Origin of the sequence: Sphingomonas sp. UNC305MFCol5.2 (genome assembly GCF_000712135.1) — a bacterium.
GTDB lineage: Bacteria > Pseudomonadota > Alphaproteobacteria > Sphingomonadales > Sphingomonadaceae > Sphingomonas.
The window spans coordinates 114,129-131,413 of sequence record NZ_JOOE01000002.1 but is presented as its reverse complement, the minus strand read 5'-3'; the positions used below and the strand labels follow the sequence as shown (position 1 = coordinate 131,413).

General features: G+C 63.4%; 10 protein-coding genes and 1 pseudogene. 7 read left to right on the top strand and 4 right to left on the bottom strand.

What is annotated here, in order from left to right:
• Positions 1 to 2 precede the first annotated feature (2 nt).
• Entirely contained in the window at positions 3 to 1,625 is a 1,623-nt protein-coding gene (locus BR78_RS0107865; RefSeq protein WP_025559946.1) for a glycoside hydrolase family 43 protein, read from the bottom strand.
• A 392-nt stretch (positions 1,626 to 2,017) separates the two neighbouring features.
• Here BR78_RS0107865 and BR78_RS0107860 point away from each other — a divergent pair, with 392 nt between their 5' ends.
• From BR78_RS0107860 to BR78_RS0107850, 4 genes and pseudogenes are all read left to right on the top strand, one after another.
• A complete protein-coding gene (locus BR78_RS0107860) occupies positions 2,018 to 4,945 on the top strand; it encodes a TonB-dependent receptor domain-containing protein (protein WP_029725009.1) in 2,928 nt (975 codons plus the stop codon).
• A gap of 183 nt (positions 4,946 to 5,128) precedes the next feature.
• Positions 5,129 to 5,365: pseudogene (locus BR78_RS22145) on the top strand (helix-turn-helix domain-containing protein); the annotation flags it as partial.
• A gap of 133 nt (positions 5,366 to 5,498) precedes the next feature.
• Positions 5,499 to 6,413, top strand: a complete 915-nt coding sequence (locus tag BR78_RS0107855; RefSeq protein WP_049811447.1) for an alpha/beta hydrolase — start codon at positions 5,499 to 5,501, stop codon at positions 6,411 to 6,413.
• 128 nt (positions 6,414 to 6,541) lie between these two features.
• Positions 6,542 to 7,303, top strand: coding sequence for a FadR/GntR family transcriptional regulator (locus BR78_RS0107850; protein ID WP_025559942.1), 762 nt, complete (start codon positions 6,542 to 6,544; stop codon positions 7,301 to 7,303).
• Positions 7,304 to 7,339: 36 nt separating this feature from the next.
• Here BR78_RS0107850 and BR78_RS0107845 read toward each other — a convergent pair whose 3' ends face one another.
• A complete protein-coding gene (locus BR78_RS0107845; protein WP_025559941.1) occupies positions 7,340 to 8,410 on the bottom strand; it encodes an alpha/beta hydrolase in 1,071 nt (356 codons plus the stop codon).
• Between the two features lie 169 nt (positions 8,411 to 8,579).
• Between BR78_RS0107845 and BR78_RS0107840 the strand changes: the two genes are divergently transcribed.
• The gene (locus tag BR78_RS0107840; RefSeq protein ID WP_025559940.1) at positions 8,580 to 10,640 is read left to right on the top strand and encodes an alpha-L-arabinofuranosidase C-terminal domain-containing protein; all 2,061 of its coding nucleotides are present in this window, start codon (positions 8,580 to 8,582) and stop codon (positions 10,638 to 10,640) included.
• 24 nt (positions 10,641 to 10,664) lie between these two features.
• Here BR78_RS0107840 and BR78_RS0107835 read toward each other — a convergent pair whose 3' ends face one another.
• Complete coding sequence (locus BR78_RS0107835; RefSeq protein ID WP_231478240.1) at positions 10,665 to 11,657, bottom strand: cupin-like domain-containing protein; 993 nt, start codon at positions 11,655 to 11,657, stop codon at positions 10,665 to 10,667.
• Positions 11,658 to 11,671: 14 nt separating this feature from the next.
• The gene (locus tag BR78_RS0107830; protein WP_231478204.1) at positions 11,672 to 12,403 is read right to left on the bottom strand and encodes a SapC family protein; all 732 of its coding nucleotides are present in this window, start codon (positions 12,401 to 12,403) and stop codon (positions 11,672 to 11,674) included.
• Between the two features lie 397 nt (positions 12,404 to 12,800).
• Here BR78_RS0107830 and BR78_RS0107825 point away from each other — a divergent pair, with 397 nt between their 5' ends.
• Positions 12,801 to 15,671 carry a TonB-dependent receptor gene (locus BR78_RS0107825; RefSeq protein ID WP_081855696.1) on the top strand — a complete coding sequence of 957 codons (2,871 nt, stop codon included), beginning with the start codon at positions 12,801 to 12,803 and terminating at the stop codon, positions 15,669 to 15,671.
• Positions 15,672 to 15,735: 64 nt separating this feature from the next.
• Positions 15,736 to 17,277 carry a tryptophan halogenase family protein gene (locus BR78_RS0107820; RefSeq protein WP_025559936.1) on the top strand — a complete coding sequence of 514 codons (1,542 nt, stop codon included), beginning with the start codon at positions 15,736 to 15,738 and terminating at the stop codon, positions 17,275 to 17,277.
• The last annotated feature ends 8 nt before the right edge of the window (positions 17,278 to 17,285 follow it).

Sequence of the window (17,285 nt, the reverse complement as noted above, 5' to 3'; positions counted from 1 at the left end):
TGTCATTCCTCGTCGCGGCCTTCATACCGAAAGAACGCAAAATCCGCCGGAGCGGCGGTGCCGGCCAGATCCTGACAGGCCATGCCGACGAATGCCCCCGTGAAATTGGGCAGGCCGGGGAACGAGGCCTCGTCGGAAAGGATGCTCGCATCCAGCACTTCAGGCGCGAACCGCCAGTCTTGGTCACCCTCGCGCCAGGCGAAGCGAAGCGCGTCGTGGTCCACGTCGACGCGCAGTTCGATCGGCCCGCGCGCAAGCGCCGGCACGATCGTGGTGAGCGAAGTGCCGCCGTCATCAGGCGAACTGGACATCACCTGCAGTTGCCGTGCGTCTCCATCGCGCGTCACGAACAGATAGTGGAATTTCGTGCTGTTATAGTAGCAGACCAGTCCGGCTGCTTGCTGGAAATGTGCCGGATCGAATTCCAGGCGGGTGGTGGCCGTGTAGCGGAAATGCTGTTGGCGGCGCGCCACCAGTGCCTGGGTGAAGTGGCTGCCCAGGCTCTCGCGCCCGTACAGGCGGAGATAGCCGGGCCGGGCGGCGAGGCTGAACAGCTCTTCCGGATATGGTGTCCGCAGCCACTGCAGATCCTGCGGCAGATCCGGTTGATCGAAGCGTCCATTCCAGGGCGTATGCGGCCGGGGCGCGGGGGGCAGGTCGGGCGCGGGCGGGGCGGGATCAGGCAGCGCGTCGCTGCGCGACGTTCTCAGCCAGCCGTCGTCGCCCCATTGCATGGGCTGCAGCGCCGTTTCGCGACCGAGGACGCAGCGTTCCCGTCCCGGCAGAGGGCGCCCGCACAGATAGCTGATCCAGGGCGTTCCGTCGGCGAGTTCGACAAGGTCGCCGTGCCCGGCCCGCGTCAGCGGCAGGTCGCGTCTCCCGAAGGAAGTCAACACCGCACCGTCGGGATGCGCCTCATAGGGGCCGCATAGAGTACGCGAGCGGGCCATCACCACTGCGTGCTCCCAGCCGGTGCCGCCCTCCGCGACGAGCAGATGGTACCACCCGTCGCGTTTGTAGAGATGCGGGCCTTCGGTGAAGCCGCGTTGCGTGCCCTCGAAGATCACGCGCCGCTCTCCGAGAAGCTTACCGGTGGAACGATCGAGCTCTTGCGCGACGATGCCGGCGAAGCGCGGCTTCGTGGGCCGGTGATCCCAGAGCATGTTCAGCAGCCAACTGCGCCCGTCATCGTCATGGAATAATGCGGGATCGAAGCCACTGCTGTTGAGATGGATCGGGTCCGACCAGTCACCGTCGATGCGATCGCAGGTGACAAGATAATTGTGGAAATCGCGCAGCGTCATGCCGGTGGGACCGTCCAGCGTCGATTGGCCGAAGCGCTTCACGTCGGTGTAGACAAGCCAGAAGCGGCCATCGGCATAGGTCAGGTCGGGCGCCCAGACCCCGCATGAATCGGGGTCGCCGCGCATGTCGAGCTGGGCTGGGCGGCGCAGCGGTCGCGCAGCCAGTCTCCAATGGGTCAGGTCCTTGCTGTGGTGGATCTGGACTCCGGGAAACCACTCGAACGTCGAGGTGGCGAGGAAGAAATCCTCGCCCACGCGCACGATCGAGGGATCCGGATTGAAGCCGCGCAGAACGGGGTTGGAAATCCGGTTCTGGTCCATCTCAGCTGGCGAAGGGCGACGAGCAGGGGCGTCCACACGCGTGTAGTCCGGTCTCTCCCCCATACGCTCTCCAACGGTAACGTTACCTAACACCCGAAACCGGCGCGCGGGACCAAAAGAAGCGCCATTGTTCCCGGGATGTGGGATAAACAACAGGAAAAGCCGATAATTCAAGCCAAAAATGCGAGCGTGGCCAAGAAATTTGTCGGAGCATTGACTCTCTGCGCCAGTGAATTTACCACTCCTATGGTAACGCTAACGTATCTGCTACGACGAGCAGGCCGAATGCGGCGGTCCGAAGAGGCCGAAGAGGAGGAGGAGAGAAGATGTCTGATTTGGGGAAGTTCGGATTCGTTGCAGCGGGCGGCCGGGGCGAGGTGTTGCGCCAGGCCATGCTTTCCGCCAGCGTTCTCGCCGCGATCACGTTCGTTGCCAGCCCGGCCATGGCGCAGGATGCTCCGACGAGTCCGCCGGTTGCGACCGCGCCGCAGCCCGCCGATGACCAGGTCGACGAAGCAACCGCAGCCGATATCATCGTCACCGGTTCGCGAATTCAGGCCACCGGTTTCGCGGCGCCCACGCCGACGACGATGATCGGCGAAGAGCAGATCCAGAGCAACGCGCAGCCGAACATCTTCGCGACCATCACGCAGTTGCCGTCGCTCCAGGGATCGAGCGGATCGACGACCAATACGTTCAGCACCTCGAGCGGCCAGCAGGGTCTCAGCTCCTTCTCGCTGCGCGGTCTCGGCACGATCCGCACGCTCACCCTGATCGACGGCCAGCGTGTCGTCGGCGCTTATTATACCGGGGTCACCGACGTCAGCCTCTTCCCGCAGCTGCTCATCCGCCGCGTGGACGTAGTGAACGGCGGCGCATCCGCATCCTACGGCTCGGACGCCGTCGGGGGCGTGGTCAACTTCATCACCGATACCCATTTTACCGGTATCAAGGGCAACATCCAGGGCGGCATTACCACGTATGGCGATGACGGGCAGGGGCTTATCCAGCTCGCTGCTGGCCGCAGCTTCTTCGGAGACCGCCTGCACGTCGTAGCCAGCGGCGAGTTCGCCAAGGAAGCCGGCGTCGGGCCGGGCGATTTCGGCCTCGATCTCGCCGGCGATCGCGACTGGTTCAAGCAAACCACGATGATCAACCGCAATGTCACCAACGACGGATCGCCGCAATATGTGATGCGCGACTTCGCGCAGCCCTATAATTTCACCAAATACGGCCTGATCAGTGCGGGCCCGCTTCAAGGCATCGCGTTCGATCAGAATGGCCGGCCTTTCCAGTTCAATTACGGCTCGAACGGTACGCCTGCGCGCAACGCGGCCGGCACTGTCAACGGCTGCTTTCCCGGCTTCTGCGTCGGCGGCGATCTTTCGGGGAACACCGACACCGGGCGCACGCTGCAATCGGGCATCCAGCGCCTGACGGGCTATGGCCGCATCGGCTATGACTTCGCCGAGGATAACGAGATCTACTTCACCTACAATGTCGGCCAGGTGAAGACCCACAACCAGCCGGTCAACGGCCAGAACCGGACGGGCCTGACGATCCAGTGCGCAAATCCGTTTGTCCCGGCTTCGGTGCAGGCGCAGTGTGCGACTGCGGGAATCACCAGCTTCACGTTCGGCACCGCGAACGCGCTGTTGCCAAACACCAAGGTCCGCACCGATCGCCGCCAATATCGGTTCGTCGGCGGCCTGAAGGGCAAGTTCAAGCTTCTGGATTCCGATTGGACCTACGATGCCTATTACGAACGCGGGATCAATCACACGGCGGTTGATGTCGAGGACATCATGCTCAACCCGCGCTACAACCAGGCGATCAACGCGATCGTTCTCAATGGCGCAATCGTCTGTGCCGATCCGGTTGCGCGGGCCAATGGCTGTCAGCCGATCAACATCCTCGGCGGTGCCGAGCCCTCGGCCGCCGCACGCGCCTGGATCATGCCCGAGAACGGACCGTTCCAGCGGTTGCGCATGACGCAGGACGTCGCGAGCCTGAACTTCTCGGGCTCGCTGTTCGATTGGGGGGCGGGGCCGGTGTCGGTCGCGTTCGGTGCCGAATATCGCAAGGAATTCTACGAAGTCCATGCGGACCCCTATGGTGCCGGCGTCGCCCCGATCAGCCCGAACAGCGCCGACTACCCCGTCGACCCGCTGCTCTCGACCACGGGCAACAACTGGTATGCAGGCAATTACAAGAACGGCCACGGAAAATATAGCGTCAAGGAAGCGTTCCTCGAGCTGAACGTGCCGCTGTTCAACAGCGACACCTTCGGACGGGCGAACATCAATCCGGCCGCACGCGTCACCGAGTACAGCACTTCCGGAACCATCTGGGCGTGGAAGGTCGGCGGCACCTGGGACACGCCGCTCGACGGACTGCGCATCCGCGGCGTCACGTCGCGTGACGTGCGTGCGCCGAACCTGTCCGAACTGTTCGCGGCGCCCGTTACGACCACGCTGCCCAACTTCCTCGATCCGGTGCGGAACGTGAACGTGGTGGCGATCCAGAGCGTGGTCGGCAATCCGAACCTCACGCCTGAAATCGGCCGGAACACCACCATCGGCGCGGTTTACGCAAACCCCTCCTGGTTGCCGGGCTTCAGTGTCTCGGTGGACTATTACAAGATCAAGGTGACGGACGTCATCTCCAGTCTCGGCGCGGCCCAGATCGTCGATCTTTGCTTCCGGAACATCCTTCCCGAGACGTGCAGCGCGTATAATCTCAACAATCCGAACGGCCCGAATTTCATCAACGTTCAGTCGTTCAACCTCGCCTCGATCAAGACCAGCGGATTCGATATCGAAGCGAGCTATCAATGGCGCCAGCCGCTGGGCTTGCCGGGCAACTTCACGCTGCGGGGGCTGGCCACCCATATCCGCGAGTTCATCACCGACACAGGCCTGCCGGGCACCGCACCGAACGACACCGCGGGCGTGAACACGGGCGCGACGCCGCACTGGAAAGTGCTGGCGGTGCAGAGCTACGCGAACGATCGGCTCAGCCTTACCGTGCAGGAACGCTGGTTCACCGACGGCAATTACGGCAACCAATATGTCGTCTGCGCGCCCGGCAGTTGTCCGGTATCGACGGCGATCGCACCCACGATCGACCGCAACTTCATGCCCGGGGCCTTCTATCTCGACGTCGGCGGGACCTATAATTTCTCCGACCAGGTCACGGGTTATTTCAAGGTCGACAATGTCTTCGACCATGACCCGGCAAAGTCGCCGTTCAACGCGAACCCGGCATTGTACGACATCATCGGCCGCGTTTACCGCGCCGGCGTCCGGTTCAAGTTCTGATCGCGCCCGAACGGAGGTCCCGCATGGTCTCCACCCCTCTCAGGCGCACCTTGACCGGCTACCCAGAGGGTAGCCGGTCCATTTTACGAGACCGGAATAAGCATGGTGGCGTTGACGCGCTGCCGAGCGCTAGCAGCTGAAGCGGCGTCAAAGCCGCGAAGGAGAGGTGCAGCCGTGAGGGATTTGCATGAAGACCTCGTTCTTCCGGGGCCGCAACGCAACGAAGGTGCATGTCAGTTGCCGCAGCTCACGCCGACCCAGAACCGGGTATTTCGACTCGTCCATGCCGGACTGTCGAACAAGGAGATCGCGCGCGAGCTGGGAATAGCCGAAGCGACCGTGAAGGTGCACATGACCGCCGTCATGCGCAGGCTGAATGTTCGCAATCGCACGCAGGTAGCGATCATCGCGAACCGGCTGCACCGGAGTCAGCCGGCCACCGCCAAAACAAAGGGTCCGAATATATCGGGAGCCAGCCGTCGCATTTTCCCAGGAGGAGGAAACAACCGTGAAGCTCAACAGGAAGCTTAGGCTCTTGCGCGTCGGCCGGCCGGTGCACATTCTCGCGGTCGCGGCCTCCCTGGCCTGCGCTCTTCCTTTGGCAGCCCGGGCGCAGAACGACAGGATGACACCGATCGCGACCCCGACGCAGCCGAATGCGATCGTGCTGGACACCGGCCCGCTGCCTGGGGCGACGGCGGGCGAGGCGTGGCACAGCCAATATGGCAGCGTCTTCGCCCGGAACGTCACCGTCGCTACCCTAACACCCTTTCTTCCGGATCCCGCCCGGGCATCCGGCGCCGCAGTGATCGTGGCTCCCGGTGGAGGGTTCCGGACACTCTCTATGGAGAATGAGGGCTGGGATGTGGCACGGGCGCTCGCCGCAAAGGGTGTGGCCGCCTTCGTGCTGAAATATCGACTCAATCAGACACCAGCGGACATGGCGGCGTTCCAGCGTTCGACGCGGGAAATGTTCTCGGCGCCTGCGCCCCGGCCGCGCATGGACCCCGAGCAGGCATTGAAAGGCCTGGCCCCCCAAATTGCCGATGCGCGCGCCGCCTTCGCCCTGATCCGCCGCCGCTCGGGCGAATGGCACGTGGATCCGGACCGCATCGGGATGGTGGGTTTCTCCGCGGGCGCCATGCTGACCCTCGCGACCACGCTCGCGGGCGAGGACGCGAAGCCGGCCTTCATCGGCGACATATACGGGCCGCTTGCTCCGGTCGCCGTGCCAAAGGACGCGCCGCCCTTGTTCGCTGCGCTGGCTGCCGACGATCCATTCTTCTCGACCGGGGGGATCGGGCTGATCGACAGTTGGCGGGCGGCGAAGCGACCCGCCGAATTTCACCTGTACGAGCAGGGCGGGCACGGGTTTGGCATGTATCCGAAGGAGACCACGAGCACCGGCTGGTTCGACGCATTCGTGCGCTGGATCGCGATGCACGGCATGCTGAAGCCCGCACACTGAGGCCGAAATCGTGGCCCGTTTCCGCGTGGCGGGCATGCCAATGTACTCGGAGTATTGCGCCAGATGCAACTTGCGCTGCAGTGTCGGGCTGCGGATAAAGCGCGGCGCATCAGGGGGAGATTCATCATATGGCATCGGATAGTGAAGACGCCCCGACGCCCCTGCTATCTCCCGCCGCACCCTTGGCCGCGTCCGCGAAGGGTACCGGCCGGCGGTTGCGTGGCGCGGTTGCGCATTATCTCGGCACTGCGATCGTTTCCGGACGCATCGCACCGGGCGAGCGCCTGACCGGCGAAGTCGCCAATTCCGAAGCACTCGACGTTTCTCGCAGCGCCTATCGCGAAGCGGTGCAGGTGCTCGCGGCGAAAGGGCTGGTCGAAAGCCGCACCAAGGCCGGAACGCGTGTGTTGCCCCGCAGCCGCTGGAATGTGCTCGATCCGGTCGTACTGGCGTGGGCGTTCTCGGGCGAGCCCGATCTGGAATTCGTCCGCGACCTGTTCGAACTTCGCGCGATCGTCGAGCCTGCGGCTGCCAGGATCGCGGCGGGACGGCGCGAGAAGGCCGATATCAAGGCGATGAAGGAAGCCTTGGCCAGGATGCGCCGTCATACCCTCGCGACCGACGCGGGCCGGGCCGCCGATCGGGATTTCCACGACGCGCTGCTGCAGGCCACGCACAACAACGCATTGATTGCGCTGACCGCGAGCATCGGCGCGGCAGTGAACTGGACGACTCAGTTCAAGCAGCGCACGCGCGCATTGCCCCGCGACCCGCTACCCGACCATGCGCGCGTCTTCGAAGCGATAGCGGCCGGCGATCCCGAAGCGGCGAGCGAGGCCATGCGGATCCTCGTCGACCTCGCGCTCGAGGATACGCGCTCGTCGATGTGAGCGCCGGAGCGGAGGGTCGCTCCGGCGAAGCCTGCTTCACCGGGACGCTGCAAACGCCAGATGCTTGCTGAAGAACGGGATCACCTGTTCCTGGAAGCGCGCGGCGACATCGCTCGTATGATCGCCGGGATAGATTTCGAAGCTGTTGGCAATGCCGTAGCGGTCGAGCACCTCGTGCAACTTTCGGGAATCATCCTTGAGCCCGTCACGATCGCCGACATCTATGGCGATCGCGCGGTAGCGGCGGAGATTGCCGACATATTGGTCGACGAACGCGAGCGGGGCGTTAGCCGCCCACTTTGCCAGGACCTCAGGCCGCACCACGCCGTCCTTCATCGGCAGGTCCAGATACAAAGGTGGATTCTGTGGATTGGGCGACCATGCCGCTGCGGTGGCGAGCTGGGCGCGCTCGCCCCAGCCGAGCTTGCTCGCTTCTTCCAAGGACTGCACCTTCGCAAGCGCAGCCCCGGTCGCCGCATTGAACTGGGCCGGGTCGCGCGGCGAGAGACAACAGGGGCTCATCATGTAGATCGCCCCGAACATGTCAGGATGCCGCATTCCGATGCGTGCGGTGCCATATCCACCCATCGAATGGCCGGCCAGTCCGCGGCTCTCACGCCTGGCCAGCGTGCGGTAATGCGCGTCGATATGTTGCACCAGATCGTGCGATATGAATGTCTCGAAATCGCCGGTAGTCGCCGAGCTCGAATACATCGAGCCGTTGTGCGCCGTCTTGCTGTCGGGAAGCACGACGATCATTTCCTTCGCGCCCTTGGCGAAGGCGCCTTCGATCGTTTGGGGGACGTGGATCTCCTTGACCCATTGTTCGGCACCGATCGAGTAGCCGTGCAGGGCATAGAGCACTGGATAACGCTTTTTCGGGTTGCTGGCGTAGCCGGGAGGCAGCACCACCAGCACGTCGCGATCGGCGGCCTCGCCCTCCAGATTGCCCGCGATGGCGGGAGAGTGGACCTTGATGCGCTCGACGGTGGCCGAAGGTGCGCCTGGCACCGGCGCCGGGACACGAGTCGTCACCTGCGCCGAGGCTGGGCCGGCCGCGATCCACGCCAGCGCCATGCCCAGAAGATAAGCACGTCTCTTCGCCATATCCGTTTGTCCTCTCCTGTTGCGGACCGTCCATTGTCGATCCCCGAGCCTTCGCGCCCTGTGCTGCTGCAAGCCCGGCACTCGGACAAATTGCCGAAACGGGGCTGGTGCAATGTTAGCGCTACCGTTACGAATAACGGTAATAGCAAATAACACAATGGAGGGATGGATGAGGCTGGCGGCGAGAGCGGCGACGCTCGTGTTGATTCTCGCGGGGAGTGCGCCGCTGGGCGCACAGGAAATCCGCGTCACCATCCATGGCTCGAAGCGTGCGGCGCCGGTCACGCGTTATGCCTATGGCATGTTCATCGAGCCCATCGGCGGGCTGGTGGCACGCACCTTGTGGGCGGAGATGCTCGACGACCGCAAATTCTACTATCCGGTCGTGCCCGAGGCGCAGGACATTCCGCCGCCGCTGAACGCGGAGGGTCGGCCCGGGGTCACCTATCGCAAGTGGCGCCCGATCGGCGGCGACGATGTAGTGAAGATGGACAGCCGGGATCCGTTCGTCGGACCACACAGCCCGAGCGTGGCGGTCGGGGAGAGGCCGCGCGGACTGACGCAGTCAGGCATCGGGGTTGCACGGAACACGCGCTATGAGGGATCGCTATGGCTGTCCGGCGACACGACGGCCAAGGTGCAGGTCGCGCTGATCTGGGGTGTCGGCGACGGCGACCGACAGGTCGTGACGCTGCCCGGCGCCGGACCTGCATGGCAACGCGTCGACTTCGCTTTCACGCCCGCCGCCGACTCCGCCGACGCGCGGCTCGAGATCACGGGAACCGGCACTGGCCGCTTCCGGGTGGCTGCGGTCTCGCTGATGCCTTCCGATAATGTCGATGGCTGGCGCGCGGACACGACGGCCATCGCGAAATCGCTGAACTCGGGCTTCTGGCGGCTGCCCGGCGGCAATTTCCTCTCCAACTGGGATTGGCACGGCGCACTCGGCCCTCGCGATCGCCGCGCGCCGATGTTCGATCATGCCTGGAGCGCCATGCAGCCGAACGATATCGGCATGGACGAATGGATGCGGCTCACCCGGATTCTGGGCGTCGAGCCCTATGTCACTGTCGATGCCGGTTTGGGCGACGCCAATTCCGCCGCGGAAGAAGTGGAGTATCTCAACGGCCCGGCGACCAGCGACTGGGGTGCGAAGCGCGCGGCCAATGGCCATCCCGAACCCTATGGCGTCCGGCTCTGGAATATCGGCAACGAGCCCTATGGCTGGTGGCAGATCGGCAAGACCAGCCTCGAATATTATATGATCAAGCATCGCGCGTTCGCCGAGCGGATGCGTGCGGTCGACCCTTCGATCGTGCTCATCGCCTCCGGCGCGATGCCCGACCAGCTCCATCCGCGTGATTTCAAGGAGAATGCGTCGCTCGAGAGCATCCAGCACAAGTTTGGAACCGAGGAGGACTGGACCGGCGGCTTCTTCGCCAAGGCAATGGGCACGTTCGACGGCATCAGCGAGCATTGGTATGATCGCCCCGAAGAGCGCCCGACGGCTCCCGCCGATGCAGAGCTGATCGAATATGCGCGCTCGCCCTCCAATCACGTGCGGATGAAGGCGGAGGAGTGGAAGATCTATCAGCAGCGTTTCCCCGCGATCAAGGATCGCAAGATCTTCCTGTCGATCGACGAATATGCCTATTTCGGCAAGCCGACGCTCAAGAACGCGCTCGCTTATGCGATGGTGATGCAGGAGATGTTGCGGCACACCGATTTCCTGACGATGAGCGCCTTCACTACAGGTGCCTCGACGATGGACATCACGCCTACCGCGGCGACGCTCAACACTACGGGCACTGTGTTCAAATTATACGGAGAACGGTTCGGCGCCGGCACGATCCCGCTGTCGGTCGAAGGTAACGTTCCCCAGCCGGACCCCAAATATCGGGTCGGCTTCGCGCATCCGCAGGTGAATGCCGGAAGCGCGACCTGGCCGCTCGACGTCCTCGCCGGGCTGAGCCCCGACGGCAAGCGGCTGCGCATCGCGGTGGTGAACGCTACCTACAAGCCGCAGCGGCTGCTGCTCGAGCCGCGGGGTCTCAAACCGGCCGGCGCGGGCACCCGATGGGTGCTCACCGGCGGATCGATCGACGCCGAGAATAAGGTCGGTAAACCGGAAGGCGTGACGATCAGCGAGAAGCGGGTGCCGGCGCTTGGACGCACGATCACCGTCGATCCGATATCGGTGACGATCTTCGAATATCCCGTCAAACAATGACGCGCGGGTCCTGCGCGGCGTCGATCATCCGCCGCGCAGGACCTGCATCACCATCGCGCGAATCCGGCCGTAATGGTTGCGCAGCGGGCCCAATATGCCGTGCCGTTCCTCGGGCAGATGCGCGAGCGGATGGCCATCGGGACGAAAGACATAGTGATCGAAAAAGGCACGCCAGGCCGCACGCTCGGCGGCCGGGCGCTCGGCGATGGCGATCATCGCGAGCATCATCGTCGCATAGGGCGCATCGGGGCCGGTGCTGAACCCGTCCCACCAGTAATTCACCAGCACGTTCGCCGGCCCAGTCGCCTCGACCTGGTGCCACCAGAGCTTGGGGATGTAGAGTGCGTCGCCGATTTCGAGCTCGGCATGCAGCGCCCGCGGGCGGGCCGCTTCGAACCGCGGAAAATGCGGATCGGCCTCCGTCAAGTCGGCCGCAAGGCTGACCGGCTGGCCGGCCATATTATGGTCGATCGGCCCGACATAGAGGTCGCCTATCGCATCGGGTGGGTACAGGGTGAAGCGTCGCCGTCCCGCGGCAACCAGCGCCAGATTGTCATAGGTGTCATAGTGGCACGCGACCCGCGACGCGTTGCCGATCCAGATGCGTGGGCGGATCGCGGGGGGCAGGAAGGCTACGCGATTCTCGTCTCCAAAGCCCGGCAGGTGAACATCCGTGGGCAAGGATCCCATATAGATCGAAGGCAGTTCGGGTCGGTCGCCAGCGGCTGCAATGCGCCGCAGGGTCTCCGAGAGCGAGAGCGTTTCGCGCGCGAAATTGAAGCCGTCGGGGCCGGTTCCGTAGTGATAGCGCCCCGCGATCGCGGGCGGCCCGATAAAGGCTTGCGCGGTCTGACCTGAGTCGAAGCGCTGAAGATAGGCGAACAATGCATCGCGCGAGGTTCGCGCCGCCGCGACGAGGGGCCAATCTTGTCCGAGCCCCCGCAGAATGACGGGTGCGCAGTTTTCGGCAACTTCCCGTTGAAAACTTTCGGGATCGAGCCCCGGTTCGGCGGAAATCTCGCGCACCCGAACTATCCCGGGACAGCCGCGAGGCGGCGATTGCGGCGCCAGGCGAGGGCGGGGATCTGCTTGAGCGATTCGGCCATGCAGTAAGCCAGCTGCAGATATCCGCGCCGGAACAGTTCCAGCACGGCGGCGTCGTCGAGTTCCTGCAAACTGTCGAGACTCACCGTATAAAGCCCCTGCAGCGCCAGCGCCTCGCCGTCGTCGAAACGCAAGCTGATGTCGACGGGATCGACAACGCGGTGCGAGAGCAGCGTCTGGATGAACCTGTCGGTCTCCTCCACGCCCGTTTTCAATTGACGCAGCACCTGCTGGATCCGCCGCAGCCGTTCGCTCGGCGCACCGCTTTCGGTAAAGAGCGGTTCGCCGTCAGGCGCGTCGAACCGCGCATGGTGCGGGTCGATTGCGATGCTGTCCGCGGAGATGAAGAAGCCCTGACGCTCGAGGTCGAGCGGATGATAAGGCCGTGCTTCCCCGGCTGGATACTGCAACAGGTTCTCGCCCGGTTTGAACCCGTACATTGCTCCGGCATAAAATGCGCCGGTGTCGGGATTTTTGGTCAACAGGATCGGACAGCAAGTCGCTGCCGAGGCGAATTCCGAGACGACCACCTGCACGAAATGGGGCGCGATCTCCTGGCCTCGCGCGATACGAAGGCTGCGGTGCGCCTCGGTATCCAGCAATTCGAGCTCTCTCTGCATTCCCCCTCCTGACGCGGGCGTCCAAAAAATTCGCGCCATTCGATGCTGAAAGCGACGCGAGGTCAACGCTCTGCGGGATAGTTATATACGCCTACAAATTATTGTTGATAGCGCTAACGTTGCTGGCTAATGTGTCCGCAGATTCGCAGAAGATGGATCGAGGAGGATGCTGTAGCTGCCGGCGGTTCGTCCGCGGGCGCCCGTTGACACCTATCTCGATGATAAAAGCGGCTTTTGACCGTCATATGCGCGAGTCCGCGCCGGCGATCCGGCGTGCCACCCGTCAATACCACAAGGAGGGGGTATCGGCATGAAAGACATAATTACACGTACAAATGCATCGGGCGCGAGTTCGACGGCCAAATTGGCGCTTTTTTGTGCTTCAAGTTTGGTAGCGCTAACATTGAGTTTGCCCGCGTTTGCGTCTTCCACTCCGATGCCCGGAGAGGAACGTGGCGCCCCCCACACGGCAGGCCCTGACTCGCCGGCGAACGGCGCTCAGGACCAGACACTCGAGGCGCCAGCGACGGGCCTTACCGAAGCCGAACAGGACGAGATCGTCGTCACCGGTATCCGCGGCTCGCTCCAGCGCAATCTCGACGCCAAACGCGAGGCTTCGGGAGTCGTCGACGTCATTTCGTCCGAGGATATCGGCAAGTTCCCCGATTCCAATGTCGCTGCCTCACTGCAGCGCCTGCCCGGCGTCTCGATCCAGCGCGACGGTGTGCGCGGCGAGGCGAACGGCGTGACGATCCGCGGCTTCGGTGGCGACTTCAACGAGACGCTTGTGGACGGGCGGCGCCTCGCCACTGCGACCGGCGGGCGTTCGATCGACTTCAGCACCGTCGGTTCGGACTTCATCGGTGCGCTCACCGTGTACAAGACCCCCGACGTGACGGTTGCGGCAAATTCGATCGGCGCGACCATCGACATCGCCTATCCCAAGCCGCTCGACCGTCCCGGGTTTCGGCTTGCGGCATCTGCCTCGGGATCGATCCAGAATTATTCGAAGCGCATCGTGCCTTCCGGCGGCCTGCTGATCAGCGACAGCTTCGCGGACGACAGGTTCGGGATCCTCGCCAGCGTGATCTACACGCGGCACGACACGCGCACGAACAATGTGTTCGTCCATGGTTTCCCAGGCGGTCGCTATGCGCCATGCCAGCTCGCCGGCAGTACGGCTGCGACCTGCAACCCGACGACCAACACGACCGCGCCGGCATCGCAGCAACAGACGATCGTCGGCTTCTTCGAGCAGCAATATGGTGCGCAGCAATCCTATGCGAAGGATGAGCGCATCGACGGGCGCATCGCCGTTCAATGGCAACCCTCTGATGATCTGCTGCTGACGGTCGACAACAATTATTCCGACCAGCGGATCAACACCGATACTTTCGGTTTCGGAATCTGGTTCAACCAGGGCTCGCTGCGCAACGTGAAGCTCGACGAGAATGGCGTGCCGCTGGATTTCACGCAGTCCGGCTCGCAGACCGACTTCACGGCGGGCACCGACAGCAACTGGCGGCGGAGCAACCAGACCGGGCTCAACGTGAAGTGGGACGCGACCCAGAACCTCGAAATCGAGGCGGACGGCAGCCTCTCGCGTAGCTGGCTGAACCCCGACGGACGCGTCAATGGCAAGGGCGCCGATGTCGGATACGGGTTCGGGATCGGCCCTGCGTTGGGTATCGCGATCACGGGCGACAGCGACGAAGTAATTCCGTCACTGCACAATTACGGCGTCAGTGGAAACCCGGCTCGCTGGGCGGACACGTCGGCGATTGGGTCGCACGTCACCGTCAACATTGCGAACAAGAATACCGACACGATCAAGCAAGGCCGTCTGCGCGCCAAATGGACGCAGGACGATCTGACCCTGTCGATCGGCGGATCCTATGTCGACGATACGTTCAAATTCCGCAGTGCCAACACTTTCGCGAACAACTTCTGGCAGGCCTATTCAGGCTATGGGCCGGCATCGGGAACGACGGGTGGCGTCGCCATTCCGACGAGCCTTTATGACCGTACCGTCAGCACCGCGAACTTCATCCCTGGGTTCAGCGGCACGCTTCCACCCACGCTGCTCGATTTCTCGGCGGTCGCGTTTCAAAACTTCCTTACCGGGCTCGGCAACCCGCAAACGAAGACGATTCCGGGCTATAATTACGGTTGTTGCGGCACTGCCTTCACCGGCACGTTCGATGTCGCGAACGATGTCGGCAGCTATCGCAACATCAATGAGAAAACCTGGTCGCTCTTCTTATCGGCGAAGTACAAGACCGAAATCGCCGGCATGCCGTTCCACTTCAACGCCGGCGTGCGTCAGGAATCGACCAAGCTCGCCTCCACCGGCGTCGGCCGTTTGCCGACTTCGATCACGCCGAGCACGACTGACCCGACATTGCTCACGGTCAACTTCGGCCCGTCGCAGCAAGTGACGACGCGGAACAGCTACAGCTATCTGCTGCCCGCGGTGGACATGAAGCTCGAGCTCACGCCCAAGCTGGTGTTGCGCTTCGATGCCTCGCGCACGTTGACGCGGCCGACGCTCAATCTGCTGACGCCGGTGCTCAACATCGGCTCGGGCCAGCGCGTGGGAGCGCTGACCGCGGATGGCGGCAACCCCCTGTTGCAGCCGTATCTCTCCGACAATTTCGATGCCGCGGCGGAATGGTATTATCAGCGCAATTCCTATGCGTCGGTGAACTTCTTCCTGAAGAACGTCTCGAACTTCATCGTTCAGGGCACGCAGCGCCAGACGATCAACGGAGTCACCGATCCATCGACCGGACAGGCGGCGCAGTTTAGCGTTTCCCAGCGCGTAAACGGTCCGGACGCGACGGTTCGGGGTGTCGAGCTGGCGCTGCAGCACACTTTCGGGGATTCGGGCTTCGGTTTCATTGCCAACGGCACGTTCGTGGAGACGAACAAGCCCTATGACCGCAATGACATCAGCCAGAGCGGGTTCGCCGTGACGGGCCTCGCGAACTCGGCGAACTTCGTCGGCTTCTTCGACAAATACGGGTTCGAGTTCCGCGCGGCACTCAACTGGCGCGACGAATATCTGCTGCAATTCGGCCAGGTGCAGAACACCGGCGCGTTCGGAGCAGAGCCGACCTTCGTCAATGCAAGCACGCAGATCGATCTCAGTGCCAGCTACCAGATCACCAAGAACATCAATGTCTTCGGTGAGGCACTGAACATCACCAACGAGACGATGAGCACGCATGGCCGGTACAACAACCAGCTGCTCGACGTCTTCGGGTATGGGCGGCGATTTACCGCGGGTCTCCGCATCAAGCTCTGACCCTTTTCCCCTTGGCCGGGGGTGTCTTTGACACCCCCGGGCTTTGTCGCTGAAGATTGCGCGCATGCGTCCGATCAAGAACATCGTCGTCGTCGGTGGCGGAACCGCCGGATGGCTGACCGCCGGGATCATCGCGGCGAAGCACCGGGGCCGGATGGCCGCCGGCTTCACGGTCACCCTTGTTGAGTCCCCCACGACTCCGATCATCGGCGTGGGCGAGGGGACCTGGCCGACGCTGCGAACGACGCTCTCGAAGATCGGTGTCTCCGAAACCGATTTCTTTCGCGAGTGCGACGCGGCGTTCAAGCAGGGCGCCAGCTTCGCGCGCTGGACGACGGGCGCGCCTGACGACGCTTATTATCATCCGCTCATGCTGCCGCAGAGCTTTCACCAGCTCAATCTCGTGCCGCATTGGCTGGCTGGATCGATGCCGGGCAGCTTCTGCGATGCGGTTTCGCCGCAAGGTCGTATCTGCGACGCCGGGCTCGCGCCCAAGACGATCGCCACGCCCGAATATGACGCCGTCGCCAATTACGCCTACCATCTCGACGCCGGAAAGTTCGCGCCCTTCCTTCAGCGCCATTGCTGCGAGAAGCTCGGCGTGCGGCATGTCCTGGCGGATGTCCGGCGCGTTCACCTGACCGAAGGCGGCGACATCAGGAGCGTCGAGACCGAACAGACGGGCGAGATCGAGGGCGATCTCTTCGTCGACTGCACGGGTTTCCGCGCGCTTCTCCTCGGCGACGCGCTCGGCGTGCCGTTCCGTGACTGCTCCGACGTGCTGTTCTGCGACACTGCGCTCGCGGTCCAGGTGCCGTATGATCGAGAGGACAGCCCGATCGCCTCGCACACTACCTCCACTGCTCAATCCGCCGGCTGGATATGGGATATCGGCCTGCCGACCCGCCGGGGCACCGGCCATGTTTTCTCGAGCCACCACATTTCCGACGATGAGGCCGAGCGCGAGCTGCGCGCGTATCTGGGAGACGCGGGAAAGGACCTTTCCGTTCGCAAGATCAGGATCCGCTCCGGCCATCGCGAGACGTTCTGGAAGGGCAATTGCGTCGCCGTGGGCCTTGCCGCTGGGTTCCTCGAGCCGCTCGAATCCTCCGCGATCGTGCTGATCGAGCTGTCGGCGAAACTCATCGCCGAACAGATGCCGGTGTGCCGCGAGGTCATGGATGTCGTCGCTTCGCGCTTCAATGCGACGACGCATTATCGCTGGGGCCGGATCATCGATTTCCTCAAGCTCCATTACGTCCTGACCCAACGGACCGACAGCGATTTCTGGCGCGACAATGTGCGCACCGAGAGCATACCCGATCGGCTCCAGGAACTGATGCTCCTGTGGAAATACCAGCCCCCTTGGTTCCACGACGAGTTCGACCGGATCGAGGAAGTCTTCCCGCCGGCCAGCTATCAATATGTGCTCTACGGCATGGACTTCCGCACAGAAGTCGAGCCGGGCGCGATCGCGGACGAGGCGCGGCTCGCCGAACGCGCGACGCGGGAGAACGCTGCGCAGACCGAGCGGCTGCGGGTCGGCCTGCCACGGCATCGCGATCTGATCCGCAAGGTCCATGAACATGGTTTCCAGCCGGTCTGATCGGTCTT

Coding starts and splice junctions, on each gene's coding strand:
- BR78_RS0107820 (WP_025559936.1), top strand. CDS start 15,736: ATGCGTCCGATCAAGAACATCGTCGTCGTCGGTGGCGGAACCGCCGGA.
- BR78_RS0107860 (WP_029725009.1), top strand. CDS start 2,018: ATGCTTTCCGCCAGCGTTCTCGCCGCGATCACGTTCGTTGCCAGCCCG.
- BR78_RS0107865 (WP_025559946.1), bottom strand. CDS start 1,625: ATGGACCAGAACCGGATTTCCAACCCCGTTCTGCGCGGCTTCAATCCG.
- BR78_RS0107825 (WP_081855696.1), top strand. CDS start 12,801: ATGCCCGGAGAGGAACGTGGCGCCCCCCACACGGCAGGCCCTGACTCG.
- BR78_RS0107840 (WP_025559940.1), top strand. CDS start 8,580: ATGAGGCTGGCGGCGAGAGCGGCGACGCTCGTGTTGATTCTCGCGGGG.
- BR78_RS0107850 (WP_025559942.1), top strand. CDS start 6,542: ATGGCATCGGATAGTGAAGACGCCCCGACGCCCCTGCTATCTCCCGCC.
- BR78_RS0107845 (WP_025559941.1), bottom strand. CDS start 8,410: ATGGCGAAGAGACGTGCTTATCTTCTGGGCATGGCGCTGGCGTGGATC.
- BR78_RS0107830 (WP_231478204.1), bottom strand. CDS start 12,403: ATGGCGCGAATTTTTTGGACGCCCGCGTCAGGAGGGGGAATGCAGAGA.